The organism is Dehalogenimonas sp. THU2, assembly GCF_039749495.1.
Lineage (GTDB): Bacteria > Chloroflexota > Dehalococcoidia > Dehalococcoidales > Dehalococcoidaceae > Dehalogenimonas.
In genome coordinates this window covers 1-13,610 of the sequence record NZ_JBDLLU010000003.1, presented here as the reverse complement: position 1 = coordinate 13,610, position 13,610 = coordinate 1, and the positions used below count along the sequence as shown (strand labels likewise).

Here is a 13,610-nt window from a genome sequence, read left to right as displayed (position 1 = left end):
TATTTGTGGTTGATTTTGTGTTCTGATCAACAGGCATCGTCGAAGAAGGCGGGTTCGGGCGGGGATTCGGGCGCCACGTATAAACGGCTCACCCGCAGGCTGCTTCTTTGCGATAAACGCCGCAATTCGTCGCGGAAGAGGGACAGGCGCTCTTTGCCCCAGCGGAAGTAGCCGCCCGCGGCGTCCGCGCCGCTGTTGACCCGGTTGACGGCGAAGGCGGCCCACTCGATGGCGGCGTAGGCGGCCGCGCCGGTGGCGATGAGGTCGTAATGTCCGGCCGGCAGCGTCGATGTTCCGGCATCGAGAGTGTGCAGAGCGCCGTAATAGACGGTCAGGTCAGAGCCGTCCGGCGCCGGGTCGCCCTCCAGCGTCAGGCGGTGCGCCCAGATGGAGTAGCGGCGGAAGCGGCGGGGGTTCTCACCGGCAGGGTACTCCGCGGCCATGACACAGACGCGGTCGATGATCGGGGTTAGATCGATGTCACGGTTGCCGTGGGTGGTGGTGAAGGTCATGGTCATTTCACGCGGGGCCGCCGCCGAATATTCGGCGACGGCGCGGGAGATATGGCGGTCCAGTACCTCGTCCGGCCAGCGGTAGGTGGCGGAGTTGGTGTCGCGGAGGTCTTTGCGGACCAGGGCGCGTATCGATGATATGTTCATGGTGGCTCCTCATGGGGAAATACTACAAATACTACAAATGACAAATACTACCAATACTACCAATGGCAAATACTACAAATAGCCGGGGGCGTCAGTCTTTGACCCCGATAAGCGCGGCGGCTTTCACCGATGAAAACAGGGCTAAAGAGCAGTACCACTTGATGCGGGTGCGGACGGCGTCCTTGCCTTCCAGGGAGCCCATGTGCTTGACCTGGATCAAGCCGGGGCTGGACAGGCCGGACAGGGCGCCCTCGCCAAACTGGACGGCGAAGACAGTGGAGCAGTCGCCGCCGGTGACGGCCGCTTCCACGCCGCCGGCTACCACGTGAGTGTCCTTGATCCAGTCGTTGACGCCGATGGCGACGCCGTTCCAGAACTGGATGAAGTTGCCGTAGGCGTCGCGGTCGGTTTCCAGCACGCCGCCGGAAGCCCGGATGAGGGTGGATACCTTGCGCCGGGTGCGGCGGCTCATCATCAGCATGTCCGGTTTGCCGCCCTTGACGGCGTCGATCAGTTGGTCGAGCGCGTCGAGGGTCAGGGTCGCGCCGTTCGTTCCAGCGGCGATGACCTGGCTGCCGCCGGTTTCGGTCCCGAGAAGCGCCCGCAGGCCGTCGAATTCCTTAGCGTTGACTGCCGCGTTGCCGTAGATGAAGATGTCCTCGAACTTGTCCTTGAGCGCCTTGGCCTTCTGCTGGATGATGGCGGCCTGGAGATCCTGGTGGTCCGAGCGGGTGGTCTTCAGGAAATTGTCCAGGTCCGCGTCGCCGCCCATGATCTTGAGGTGAGCCGTTTTCTGCTCGAAGGTCGGCGTGCTTTCCGCCCAGTCCTCGCCGACGTCGTAAAAGGCGATGTCCGGGAGTGTTTTCTCCTGGTTATAGGTCAGGCCGTTGCCGGTGATCTCGATGAACGGCATCCGGTTCAGCACCGGCGAGTCCTTGATCATCGTCTCGACGACGCCTTGCAGCAGCAGGTCATTGGATAGTTTGGATGCTTCGGTCAGGGTGATGGCCATATTCTATTTTCTCCTTCAGTTTTCTTTGGTTTGGCTAGGAAATTTTTAGGAATTGATTTCAGGGGTGAAAACAATTGAAACAATTCCCCCGGGTCTAAAACCCCAGCCCCCGCCTGATCTTCTCCTCCACGGTCATCGTTCCGGTCGCGCCGCGGCGGGCGGCGATCACGGGGGGCGGGGCGGTTTTCAGCGCGGCCTTGACCTGCTCCACCAGGGCGCGGGCTTTTTTAACCGATTCGTCGACGGCGGCGACGGTATCGCCGGTGATGATTTCCGCCGGTATGGCGGGGTTCCGCGCCGCGGCGGAAGCGCGGTAGGCGGCCACCGCCTCGTCGAGGCTGGCGTTCAGTTGGATGATCACGGCCTCGCGGTCGGCCAGGGTTTGCGTCAGGCGGTCGATGGCATCGCTGGGTGACACCGGGGTTTCGGCCTCTGTCTGTGATTCGTTTGCTGTCGCGGAATCGAGTGAAACGATTCCGTTTTCTGTTGGTTCCATGGTTTTCCTCCTTTTTTATTGTTGTAAAGCCATTCTTTCGTCCAGCCAGTCCCGGAATTCCCGCTCCGGATCATCGACGCCCATAGCATCCATGGCCCGGCGCCGGGAGTGGATGCCGGTTTCTACCAGCGTTTTTTCCACCGCCGCCATGGCCGCGGTGTCGCGGGGCAGCACCGGCGACCAGTTCACCTCGATGCGGCAGCCGTCGAAGTTCTCGTCGAGGAACCTGGCGGACATCTCCAGGATCATCTCCGCCCGCCGCCGGTAGACGCCGGTGCGGATGAGCCGTTTACGCCAGACGCGGTGCAAAAGCGGCTGAAGTTCCAGTTCCAGCGCCACGCCGGAGATGTCCCGTCCCGCTCCGCCGAAGGCCGCCCGCGGCATCTCGCCCAGGTCATGCAGCACCCGGAACAGCAGGTCGATGTAGTTGACGTGAAGCTGCGCTCCTCCTCCCTGGAGCAGGTCCAGCAGATACGCCCGCGTGTCTTCCGGCAGGTGCCACACCGCTCCCGGCGCCACGGCGATGTCCGTCGATGACTGGACGTTCTCCAGCACGGCGATGGGGTTGCCGGATAGTTCCAGGATGCGGGAAAGCTGGCCGGCCGCGCGGTTCAGTTCCCGCTGCACTTCGATGAGGTTCTCCAGGTCGGAGGCGCCCCAGGTGGTTTTCGGCCGCGACAGATTGGGGAAGACGATGAAGGGGATAAAGCCGTAAGGGTTCTCCCCCGCCGTTACCACTACGCCACCGCAGGAGATTTCGAACGCCTCCGACGTCCAGGCCTCGACGACTTCGACTTCTTTGCCCGTCGAACTGGGGCTCCGGGAGGGCGACCGGCCGGTCGCCCCTACGACGTGGGATTCCGCCGCGCCCCATGCCCGGGCCGCCGCCCCGGCGTCCAGGGTGTAAGCCGTCGTCACCCGTTCCGCCGTCAATCCGTCCAGGGCGTAATCGACGTCGATGCCGGCTACGTCCGGCGCGGTCACCCGTACCGTTCCGGCGGCGGCGTCCCAGCCCAGCCGGTAGCAGCCGTCCCCCAGCACCGCGACGTCGATCTCCGTCTCGTAGTCCAGCAGCTCCAGGCGGCTTGCGCCGTAAGCACGGTCGAGGAGCGCCTGGGCCCGTTTGGCCGCCGCTATCGATCTCTCATCGTCGTTAGCGGCGACGGCTTTGACCGACAAGCCGTTCATCAGGTAGGCGGTAGCCTTGTCCACCACAGCAGCGGCGTAGTTGAGAGTGAGCCGGGTGGCCTCCCGGTTCCGGCCGGATTGCTGGCGTCCCCGGTAGAAATCCAGCATCTCCCGGTAGCGCCTGCGCCGGTCGCCGGTCGAATCGATCTGGAAGGTATCAGACATCGTCAAACTCCACTCCCCGTTGTTTTTCTTTCGCCTCACGGTACTCCGCCACCCGCCGCTCCGCCGTCCTGAGCGTCAAGCCTTTAGCCGCGGCCGCCTCGACCAGCGTCCGCCCCCGTTTCAACTGGTACAGCAGCCGCTTGCCCATGATGATATTGCGGAGGCGGCGGGCCAGGGCGGGATCGTCGTAATGGCACAGAGGGTAAGGACAGTTGAGGCAGGCTCCGGCCAGCTCACAGCCGGTGTCGGGGTACTGGTTGTAACGGGGCGCCTCGTCCGGATCCGGGGATAGTTCTTCTTCCATTCTCGCTCATCATTCCCGCCGCGAGCGGGGCGGGTTTCTCCCGCGCCCCCGGCGAATCTATCTTGGCTATGCTCGCAATTTATTACCGCACGTATGTTCTCTGCCACAGCCAAAGCTGAAGGCATTATCGAAACCTGGGGATTAAAACCACCGGCCGCATCCGCCGCCGCACCGCCCGTCAACCCGTCTGTTCAGGCCGTGTAAGTATAGTAATGGTGTTCTATAAATTTTGTCAAGAGGATTTTGGCGGGTTTTGAAAATATTTTTGGGAAGATAAATTTCCGTTATCGTTGCCAGCGGAACATATCATGGCTTATAATCGCCCGATGCGAATTAAACGAATCCGAAACGTCGCCCCCGCCTTCACCCTGGTGGCTGGGTTCGCCGCCTTCTACATGGAGTTCAACATCGTCGGCTTTGCCTTCCTGGTGATCACCTTCGCCTCACTGGCCTTCATGATATCCCACTGACCTGTAAGCCGTCGTTCTGGTGACAACAAAAAAACCCCCTGGCGGGGGTTTTTTAATTCAAGCTTTTAGATTACCGGAATATCAGGCGCCGGCGAGCGGATTGCCGGTGCCCGGGGCGATGGCGCCATCCTCGATGGTCCAGGCGAACTGCGGGGTATTGATGAGATAGGCACTGACCTCAGTTATGTCATCCGGCATTTCACGCTCGTTAAAATAATAAGCGGTGATGGCGATCTGGAGATTATGCCGCTCCGCCATGGCAGCCTCGACCTTACCCTCACCGATGAACCCCAACACATTGGGCATGGCTACGGCGGAAACGGTGCCCAAAATAGCCACGACGACCAGGAGTTCGATGAGAGTAAAACCCTTCTGACCGGAGTTCAAGCGCTTGAAGAAAACGGGCATTACACGTACCTCGTTGATTAGGATATAGTACTTTAGTTTAGCACGTTTCTTAATACATTGACAAACCGTTCAATAATCCCCGCTCCGTTGACACCCCTTCCCGATATGATTTACAGTAACACCAGAGGCGGAAGATCGAGGAACAACGGAACAAATGCAACGTTCGCGTTTAGCGCTGGAGTGCGCCAAGGCAGATGTCGCGGAAGAGCAGGCGATGGCGGAAGAAGGTATCGCTGAAGATCTGGCTCGATGGATTTCCCCCGAGCAGATGGATCAGCTTGTCGATGGGTTGAACGAGATCATAGACGACTAATTTTCCTACCCCTTGCTTCCCTGCTCGACCGTGCCGTCCGACATTATGGTGTACTTGTACCTGGTGGTTTCAGACAGATAGCGGGCCGGGTCGTTGACCGGCATGGAACCGTTGGCGATAATGACCCTGTCTTCGTATTCCACCACCGCCCGCAAGATACCGGCGTCATCCCCCCGTGCTTCTCTCACCGCCGCCATGACGACGTTCAACTCAGTAACCCTGGCTTCCCTGTCCCCTTTGCCGATGCCGTTGACGGTGGCGGTGATGCCCGCCCCCGCCAAAAAAGCGAACAGGGCAAACAATAACAGCAGCTCCAGCAGGGTAAAACCCCGCTCCCGCGCTTTGTAGATTTCCTTCAAACCAAATTTGTCCATCATCGCCGTATCGTACATCGGTATACAATCTTCATTATACCGTTCTACCACCGGTTGCCAATGGACATTTATACGTAATTTTTCGGATTTTGAGTACGTAATTTACCCCTCATCCCCCCCACTGCCCAAATTCCAAATCTCAAGCACCAAATCCTAAACAAATTCCAATGACCAAATACCAAAGATTCCAAACCCACCACTAGTAACTATCACCTAGTAACTCGTACCCTATTGGTAGTATTTTGATTTGGTAATATTGGTAGTATTGGTATTATTCGCCCCAGTGGGCGCTTCCCACTTGTTACTGTTTCCCACCCGTGTTACAATATCTCCATGACCACTAAAATTATCAGGGATCCGGATTTCAAACGGGTAGCCGCCGGTGTCAAGCCCGACGCCAAACACCGTGTCGTTTTGAAAAAGGTGGATGTGCTGCCGGATGTCACCTATCATGTCTATACCAACCGGCTGGGACAGATAGTCCTCGACCCTCAGGTCACCGTTCCGGCCTCGGAAGCCTGGCTGTACGCCAATCCTGAGGCCATCGCCGCGGTACGCCGCGGTCTGGCAGACGCGGCTGCCGGTAAACTCACCAAAATCGATACCAGCACGCTGTAAGGCCGGACCATTGTTTGATCTGTACTGGACGCCGGAAGCCCATGATACCTACCAGACGCTGAAGTCCAGCCCTTCCCTCCTGAAACGTTATAAAGCTGTCAGGAAAACACTCCAGCTTCTGGCAGGCGACCCCCGGCACAACAGCCTGCAAACACATGAATTCTCCAGTCTTAGAGGTCCCGGCGGCGAGAAAGTCTTCGAAGCCTATGCGGAACAGCGGACGGCGGCGGCATACCGCGTATTCTGGTTCTACGGTCCGGCTAAAGACTGCATCACGATTGTCGCTATAACACCGCACCCGTAAGCTGAGCCACCCCCACCTTCCCATGGGCGATACGGTGTTTCGCCCCTACGATCCCCTCACCCCCCGGTCTTCGTAAAATCCACGCATTTCCCACCCCGCCACACACATCTCAACAAGAGCGGTGCCATCACCAATAGCAACACGTTCCGGCCCAGGAGTACCCACCGGGCGGCGCCATCACCGAGCTGGAGGTCATCGTAGTGCAGCGGATAGATATAGGCGGTCATGAAACCCACCGCCGCGAACATGGCCACCGGCAGCGGGCCGTTACGCCACATCAGGGGAATCATCGGGTACAGCCAGATGATGAACTGCGGCGACAGCACCTTGTTGAACACTAAAAACACGGTCACCGCCGCCGCTGAAAAAGCCGCCAGCGCGTAGCCCGGCGCCAGTTCCCGGTTCAAGGCCTCTTTCATGGCTAAACGTTCCCAGGCCAGGTAGATCACCCCCAGACCGGCCGCCATAAACCACATCGACGCGGAGGCGAAAAAATCCGCCTCCGGGGAAATCAGATTGATCGAGCCGAAGCTGAGTTCCTGCGCTGCCGTCACCCATCCCTGCGATTCCGCCATCAGCAGAATCGAGGCATACAGGCTCTCAAGCTGGAGCGGTCGCGCGGCGTGATAGGCGAAAGAATCGATAAACCCGCCGGGGTCGATCAACAGCGGCACCGCGGCCGACGCCAAAACAGTCGCGGCAAACACCGCGCCGCCTTTGAACATCCGCCGGTACTGCCCGCCGTGGAAATGCCAGATCAAAAACAGCGGTACCAGAATCACCGGGTAGAGCTTGGTCATCACCCCCAGCCCCAGCGCCACCCAGGCCAGCGTGTAGCGGCCCCGGGCGAAGGCGTAAACCGCCCCGAGCGACAATAACGCCGCCACCATGTCGTAACGCACGGTGATGATCGGTCCCACCGCTAACAGCAGCAGGGTGAAGACCGCCAGCGTCTTCCAAGGCGGGATCTTAAGCCGGGCGGAGAAAACCCCCAGCACCAAAAGCGCCGCCAGGTCAAACAGCAGCATCTCCGCAATGAACCAACCGGTGTAACCGGAGAGCGTCTCCGCAAACAGCCGGGGTATGACCATGAACACCAGCCCCAGCGGCGGATATTCAACAGGAAAATCCAGGTAAGGCAACTGCCCGTTCAGAATGTTATCGGCGTAGATGTAATGGATGCCGAAGGCGTTGAAGGAGTAATCTTCGTAGAAGCCCATGGAAAACCCGACGGTGAAAATGAAGATATGAACCGCCATGAACACCGCCGCCACCGGCCAGCGGAGGCAAGTTTGGTTAGAGGAGGTGTCTTTCACCTCCCAATGGTAACACTTTGCCACGCCCGGCTGCCATATCCCCCCGTATCCGTAGCAATCCCCCGCCGCCTGCGGAGGTGCCACCAAATGCTAAGCATCAGGCACGACCGGAGTATGCAAAAAACAAGAGGGCCACGAAATGCACGCCGCGGCCACCAGGCTGGTACCGGAAGGCTTCAAGGACAAGTTCCGTGAAATAGCCAAGGAAGAAGAATGGCATGCCAGCGTGGCGCAGGAGATACTGAACTACTTAAAACGGCAACGGGAGATAAATCAATAACCGGGCAAGATAATCACTTATCCGAACGAATAAATGCGATTCTTGGAATATTGAACTCCTTGCTTTTTAAGCTTAAAGCGCGTTTTTCAATAACAAACCAAGAGATAACCGCCATCAAGTACGCAAAACTCCCAGCGCCGACCAATACTAGCCATGGATTAATCTCAGTGTATGCATGCCATATCAGACTAATAATAAGCCAATGCCACAGATAAACACCATAAGAAAAATCCCCATATTTTGCCAACGGTATCTTGATGCCAGGGTAGTAACCCAGGAACAGAACTCAATACCCCATCGGAAATACCCAAATATAATCCGGAAGTCCGCCAATAAAAGAGGCACCAACCAAGAGAATGACGGCACATCCGAATATTGGAATTGACAGGTTTATATGTGACCGGTACAGGTAAGCAGTCATGCCAGCACTGAAATACAAAAACAGAAAAATTAGTCTTGCGTAACTAAACGAATCCAAATTATCAAAATCCTGGAATATATTAAGAAAAGATAAAACAACAAAAACGAGGAAGGTTCCCAAAACCGCCTTTTTGTGTTTGATCATATTTAGCATGCCGACACACAAGACCACTAAATAAAAGAGAAACTCGTATTGCAGTGTCCACAAAGGGATGTTCACATCATTCCCTTCAAACACTCCAGGTAAATGCCTCACAAAATCTATAAGAGATCCATTGAGCAAATATTTATATGTAGCGTCAGAGGAAAAATATTCTGAAACAGATAATGTTGTCACAAACGGACCGATAATAAACACGGTGACAACAACAACCATTATAAGGGCAGGATCAATTCTTAAAATCCTCGCCCACAAGAATCTGAGAGGATCATTTGATCGTTCATAACTTTGAGTAATGAGAAAACCGCTAATGAAAAAAAATATTACAACGCCCAAAAATCCCATTGCCGGATAGAACGGGAATACAGGACTGCCAGACGGAAATGAATGTCCGAACGACGAAGAAGGCTGCCACAAGCCTGATTGAATCAAGGTTATTGCTCCGGCCTGTGGTCACATTCTCTAAGTTCATTGTATTTTTGTTTCTAACACATGCCGTTTCAAAGCTATGTCAATAAGCCAACTCGATATTCTTCACAAATGCAACAAATCCGAAGGAACCGTCGGATAGTACTGCAACTTAAGGTTTCGATAAAGCTTGTTTGACACGATCTGCCCTTCTACGTAACGACACCACAATTTGTCCAATTGATAACCCAAATAAGGATATCACCGTGATAAGTCCTGCAATGCCGTTTATCAACGGTTTGTCATATGTCAATTCGATTTTTCCGGTATCAGATTTGACCAGCATAAGCCCTTGGGTGGTGCTAACAAGGTTATCTCCTTGCCAATACGGAAAATAGGAATCTTTAATAAGGGTGAAACCCGGATTTGATTGAACTTCTATTTGATTGTTCGAATATTGATATTGCGCGGGACTATATTCTAACCTATCAAGTATACTCTCTACATCAAGGGCGATATCATCCAAATAATCAAAGATTCTTACTAATTGGGAATAAGGCGTATCAAAATCAAAATCATTCCACCCTTTACTATAACCTTGATCACCAAGGTAAAAATTTGTTTCATATATATGAGTGAACGGCAAACTGATTACCATATTATTATTTGAGTCAGTTACAGATGATTCTTGTTCATATGGAATATCATTTAGAAATACTCTAGTGTGATTGCTATATTGCTCTAATTCGTCTATATCATCCACGAAAACGTATTCAAACTCTTCCAGCAGATCGTCACTGACTACGGCCTTATCGACGAAAACATATCTGTACCCATCCGGAAGCATGATGTTGAAGATCTCCGTAACCATTTGAGGATCATTTACATCCAACAGAATGGGCGTAACGTGAACAGCTCTTGCGACGCTCTCATTAATCTCATATAAAATACCATATGAATCATCAAGTATGGGATCAATTACTTCAGCGGTACCAAAGCTGAGCAAGGAATGAGAATCTCTCACGAACAGATATTTAGCACCACTTTCCTGCATTAAATTTTCCAAAGAATACGGAAAACTCAACCATCTTTCTTCCCATTCCAAATGAACTGTCAGTGAAAAAAATTTCGGGTCTCCTTGATTGTACGGTCCGTTCACTGTTTCCACGCCCTGCTGCCATCCAAAAGTGACAAAGGAATCACCCTCTCCCAAAAATCCGGCATAAGGGGGTACTATTAATCGTCCCTCATCTATTTGGTCAAGGATTTCTTCATATTGGCTCTGTCTGTAATTTTCAACATATTGAAATATTCGGGTTAAGCCGGATGATTCCCATGTGCTGGCGGCAGGCAAAACAGTTGTGATCAAAATTAAAGAAAAGGCCAAGACAAGCCTCAAATCCATTCGAAATGGAGAATCAGTGTTTTTAATGGTGGAAGATAGAATCGAATGAATGACGATGAAGGTTGGCGCTATGATAATAACTAAACTCAAATAAGTGTTAAGAATAGCTTTCCAGAAATTTTCTTCTTGGTAATAAGCGGAAAAAATTATCAGGCCACCGACCACATAAACCGGCAAAATGACTAAAAGTGAAAGCCACCCGTCTGATCTAGTAAAATGGAGGCCATAGGCGGTTTCACGTTGATTAAGAGCGAATCCGATAAGATAGACTGAGAACAGAGGCGCCATCATTGTGGCAAACCGAAACTCATGGAGGAAAGTCCCAAAATCTCCAGGTATAAAACGGGTTCCACCAAAACCAAGAACCAAACTTACCAAGAGTAATCCGATTAATACATTTACCCAAAACGCATCAGCCAGCCTCTTCCGGAATATGACTCCAGATACCAACGCAAGCAAAATCAACCATACTAAGAAGGGGACCCCGGCAGGCCAAAAACCTACTGTGTAAACATATATCGGACTTGCAAAATGAAAGGTCAGGACAGCTGGTATCCAGTAATGCGCGCCAACTAAAAGGGAAATCGCCATGATATAAATCAGGTACCGTAGTAAACGCGGGAAATCAGCCAGTCTTATCTTGCCGCCAAATATACTGACGATCATATAAACACCCACCGCCAGCGCCGCAAAAACCACCGGGAATGGGTGAATAAGGATCGTCAGGCCGAGCATTAAACCAGGTATAAGCGAATCTGTAAACGTCAATCTGTTGGCGAGTAGTTTGTTGAAAATAATTATCATAAACCATAGGCACAGACTCCACCCGAGTAGATTTGGTCCTTCACCATACAAATAATTAATCAAGAGAGCGGTGGATGTCTGGTAAGCGACCATGCATATCAGACTCGTGAATTGATCAAACTTTAATATTTTTTTCGCAAATACATAGGATGCTAAACCGTTTGTCACCAGACTTATAAACAACAGTAATTTATACGCTACGACCGAACTCCCAACGATAATTTCGATCAACGCACCTAAAAAATAAAAGCCTGGGGGATAATACTGCCCCAAAGGTAACCCCTGGTACCAGTATTGGGTCCAACCAGGCCAAGAACCATTTGTTAGCGCTTCATTATACTGAGCAATCTTGAAAATATGCGCACGAACATCCCCTTCAATCGGCACAAGCTGGTCAAAAAGATGCGGTCCAAAAACTAAAGCCGCAATTGATCCCGCTATTAGTAAAGCAAACGTCGTGGGGTGTTTCTCGATGGAGCTGAATATACTATTTTTCACGCCACCTCTGAAATCTCAAAATGTATGATGGGGTCATTACGTACTTCAGCTTGGATTTTTCTAATTTTGGATGGACTTTAGCTCTACCAACCGCCATACACAAAGGCTTCTATCATCCGCTCTTTGAGCAACGCACCTTGACAGATATAGGGGTAACTTTAACATAATACCCCCGACATGGAAACAATGGTAGAGTACCTTAGTAATTTCAAGTGTTACCTGGACAAAGCCCGGCGCTGGCCCTATTTCTGGCTGAGCGTGTTGGTCACTTTGACCTTTTTTCTTCACCTGACCACCATAAGCAACCCGCCGGATCTTGTTTTCGATGAGCACTGGTATGTTGAAGACGCCAGGTTTATAGCTGAGGGAACCGGCAGCTTCATCCCACAGCACCCGCCATTGGGCCGATTGATAATTGCCGGAGGCATTACGGTCTTTGGGGATGATCCGTTCGGCTGGCGCATCTTTCCGGTCATGTTCGGCCTTGCCGGCATAGTCCTCATCTACCTGATCTGCAAGGAATTGAAACTGCCGGATCAGCTCGCCCTCATAGCCGCTTTCCTACTGGCATTTGAGAATTTCAGCTTTGTTCAATCCAGCATCGGGATGCTGGACGTTTTCAGCGTCACATTTGCCCTGGCGGCGTTCCTGTTGTACTTGAAAGGCAGATATATGGTCAGCGGGGGATTGATCGCGCTTTCGATGCTTGCCAAGTTCACCGGTGTCCTGGCGATTCCGGTGATCGGCCTGCACTGGCTTCTGACCAATAGAAAAAACTGGTTCAGGTTCGGTCTGTCCATTGCCCTTATACCGGTGTTCTACATGGTGATGCTGCCGGCGCTGGACTGGATCATCTGGGGGAAATTCATCGACCCGTTAGAAGAGACGATAACGATGCTGCGACTCAACAGCTACTCGACCTTTGCTGAAATTGACTCGACACTACTGAGCAGGCCGTGGGAGTGGCTGCTGAACCTGAAAATAATCACTTACTGGCCTGACCCGCACTATCTGGCGATGCTCAGCCCGAATATCTGGCTGGTGGCCATACCTTCTATGGCGTACATGGCAGTAAAAGCCAGGAGGGGAAGCAACGCCGCGATATTCTGCCTGGCGTGGTTTACCGGCACCTATCTGATCTGGATACCGATAAGCCTGATCACCGACCGGACAAGCTATGTTTTTTACCTCTACCCGGTGATAGGCGCTCTGTGCCTGGCGGTGGCGATATCTCTGTGGGACCTGACCAAAAACTATCCGGCTTTTAACTCCAGCGTTCTGAAGAGGCTGTTAAAATGGTCGGTTACCGTGTTTTTGATAGTTCATACCGGCTTTTTCGTTTACCTGGCACCGATCCCTTATGCATGGAAATTGGCAGCCGGGGTTTTGCTGTACGTGTTTATACGCTACTTATTTTCTCCGGATAAACTCAACACGCCGCAACCCATGTCAATTGACCACGGAAATGATAGTAATGGTTAATCGTTAAGCGGATTGCCGGTGCCCGGTGTCAATACGCCACCCGTTGTAATTATCCACTCAAACTCTGAACTGTTGACCAGATATCTGGCAGGGTCATTGATAGGAGCGCTTGAACTAGCCGGTATCTTCCCGCTTGAAGCATAATCACCGACGATTGTGCCGTTGCCCTCTTTCATCGCAGCGCCAACCGCGACTAATACGTTATGCTCTTCTTCAAGGGCGGCGGTACGATTGGATTCAGCCATATAACCAAGGACATTAGGAATAGCCACAGCAACTATTACACCTAATATGGCAAAAACCACTAATAGTTCTAATAAAGTAAAACCTCGTTGCCTTGTTTCTTCAATCTTTTTCATATCGACATATCCCTGGGTTTTGCTCCCAAAACACGACTACAACTCCAGATTATTATACCCGGCAATGTCATTGTGTCAAGACCAGTGGGTAGCGGACCAAAAAAAGGCCCCCGTTTAAGGGGGCCTTTTTTAGACATGAAAAGCAATTATTGCTTATGCAAGTGGGT

At 52.6% G+C, this 13,610-nt stretch carries 17 protein-coding genes; 6 read left to right on the top strand and 11 right to left on the bottom strand.

Annotated features, from left to right (window positions below):
- Positions 1 to 26 precede the first annotated feature (26 nt).
- The 5 genes from ABFB09_RS01965 to ABFB09_RS01945 all read right to left on the bottom strand — a co-directional run bounded on the left by ABFB09_RS01965 (position 27) and on the right by ABFB09_RS01945 (position 3,824).
- Entirely contained in the window at positions 27 to 659 is a 633-nt protein-coding gene (locus ABFB09_RS01965) for a hypothetical protein (RefSeq protein WP_346999502.1), read from the bottom strand.
- 91 nt (positions 660 to 750) lie between these two features.
- The gene (locus ABFB09_RS01960; protein ID WP_346999501.1) at positions 751 to 1,671 is read right to left on the bottom strand and encodes a major capsid protein; all 921 of its coding nucleotides are present in this window, start codon (positions 1,669 to 1,671) and stop codon (positions 751 to 753) included.
- A gap of 94 nt (positions 1,672 to 1,765) precedes the next feature.
- Entirely contained in the window at positions 1,766 to 2,167 is a 402-nt protein-coding gene (locus ABFB09_RS01955) for a hypothetical protein (protein WP_346999499.1), read from the bottom strand.
- Positions 2,168 to 2,182: 15 nt separating this feature from the next.
- Positions 2,183 to 3,520 (bottom strand): phage portal protein, encoded by a 1,338-nt coding sequence (locus tag ABFB09_RS01950; RefSeq protein WP_346999495.1) that lies wholly within the window; start codon positions 3,518 to 3,520, stop codon positions 2,183 to 2,185.
- A complete protein-coding gene (locus tag ABFB09_RS01945; RefSeq protein WP_346999493.1) occupies positions 3,513 to 3,824 on the bottom strand; it encodes a hypothetical protein in 312 nt (103 codons plus the stop codon). The genes ABFB09_RS01950 and ABFB09_RS01945 overlap by 8 nt, the downstream gene beginning before the upstream one ends.
- Positions 3,825 to 4,150: 326 nt before the next feature.
- On the opposite strand from ABFB09_RS01945, the gene ABFB09_RS01940 reads away from it, so the two are divergent.
- Positions 4,151 to 4,294 carry a hypothetical protein gene (locus ABFB09_RS01940; protein ID WP_346999492.1) on the top strand — a complete coding sequence of 48 codons (144 nt, stop codon included), beginning with the start codon at positions 4,151 to 4,153 and terminating at the stop codon, positions 4,292 to 4,294.
- 81 nt (positions 4,295 to 4,375) lie between these two features.
- Here ABFB09_RS01940 and ABFB09_RS01935 read toward each other — a convergent pair whose 3' ends face one another.
- Entirely contained in the window at positions 4,376 to 4,702 is a 327-nt protein-coding gene (locus ABFB09_RS01935) for a type II secretion system protein (protein ID WP_346999490.1), read from the bottom strand.
- Positions 4,703 to 4,856: 154 nt separating this feature from the next.
- On the opposite strand from ABFB09_RS01935, the gene ABFB09_RS01930 reads away from it, so the two are divergent.
- Entirely contained in the window at positions 4,857 to 5,015 is a 159-nt protein-coding gene (locus tag ABFB09_RS01930; protein WP_346999488.1) for a hypothetical protein, read from the top strand.
- 5 nt (positions 5,016 to 5,020) lie between these two features.
- Here the strand turns inward: ABFB09_RS01930 and ABFB09_RS01925 are convergent, their stop codons facing one another.
- Positions 5,021 to 5,392 (bottom strand): hypothetical protein, encoded by a 372-nt coding sequence (locus tag ABFB09_RS01925; RefSeq protein WP_346999486.1) that lies wholly within the window; start codon positions 5,390 to 5,392, stop codon positions 5,021 to 5,023.
- Between the two features lie 330 nt (positions 5,393 to 5,722).
- On the opposite strand from ABFB09_RS01925, the gene ABFB09_RS01920 reads away from it, so the two are divergent.
- Complete coding sequence (locus ABFB09_RS01920; protein WP_346999484.1) at positions 5,723 to 6,007, top strand: hypothetical protein; 285 nt, start codon at positions 5,723 to 5,725, stop codon at positions 6,005 to 6,007.
- Positions 6,008 to 6,017: 10 nt separating this feature from the next.
- Positions 6,018 to 6,311, top strand: a complete 294-nt coding sequence (locus tag ABFB09_RS01915; RefSeq protein ID WP_346999482.1) for a hypothetical protein — start codon at positions 6,018 to 6,020, stop codon at positions 6,309 to 6,311.
- 56 nt (positions 6,312 to 6,367) lie between these two features.
- On the opposite strand, the gene ABFB09_RS01910 is transcribed toward ABFB09_RS01915, so the two are convergent.
- Positions 6,368 to 7,651 carry a glycosyltransferase family 87 protein gene (locus tag ABFB09_RS01910; protein WP_346999480.1) on the bottom strand — a complete coding sequence of 428 codons (1,284 nt, stop codon included), beginning with the start codon at positions 7,649 to 7,651 and terminating at the stop codon, positions 6,368 to 6,370.
- Between the two features lie 115 nt (positions 7,652 to 7,766).
- Between ABFB09_RS01910 and ABFB09_RS01905 the strand changes: the two genes are divergently transcribed.
- Complete coding sequence (locus ABFB09_RS01905) at positions 7,767 to 7,907, top strand: hypothetical protein (RefSeq protein ID WP_346999478.1); 141 nt, start codon at positions 7,767 to 7,769, stop codon at positions 7,905 to 7,907.
- Positions 7,908 to 8,193: 286 nt separating this feature from the next.
- Here ABFB09_RS01905 and ABFB09_RS01900 read toward each other — a convergent pair whose 3' ends face one another.
- Positions 8,194 to 8,919, bottom strand: coding sequence for an acyltransferase (locus ABFB09_RS01900; RefSeq protein ID WP_346999476.1), 726 nt, complete (start codon positions 8,917 to 8,919; stop codon positions 8,194 to 8,196).
- Between the two features lie 148 nt (positions 8,920 to 9,067).
- Positions 9,068 to 11,602, bottom strand: a complete 2,535-nt coding sequence (locus ABFB09_RS01895) for a hypothetical protein (RefSeq protein ID WP_346999475.1) — start codon at positions 11,600 to 11,602, stop codon at positions 9,068 to 9,070.
- Between the two features lie 177 nt (positions 11,603 to 11,779).
- On the opposite strand from ABFB09_RS01895, the gene ABFB09_RS01890 reads away from it, so the two are divergent.
- A complete protein-coding gene (locus tag ABFB09_RS01890) occupies positions 11,780 to 13,084 on the top strand; it encodes a glycosyltransferase family 39 protein (RefSeq protein WP_346999474.1) in 1,305 nt (434 codons plus the stop codon).
- Here the strand turns inward: ABFB09_RS01890 and ABFB09_RS01885 are convergent.
- The gene (locus ABFB09_RS01885; protein ID WP_346999472.1) at positions 13,081 to 13,443 is read right to left on the bottom strand and encodes a prepilin-type N-terminal cleavage/methylation domain-containing protein; all 363 of its coding nucleotides are present in this window, start codon (positions 13,441 to 13,443) and stop codon (positions 13,081 to 13,083) included. The genes ABFB09_RS01890 and ABFB09_RS01885 overlap by 4 nt on opposite strands.
- Between the last annotated feature and the right edge of the window lie 167 nt (positions 13,444 to 13,610).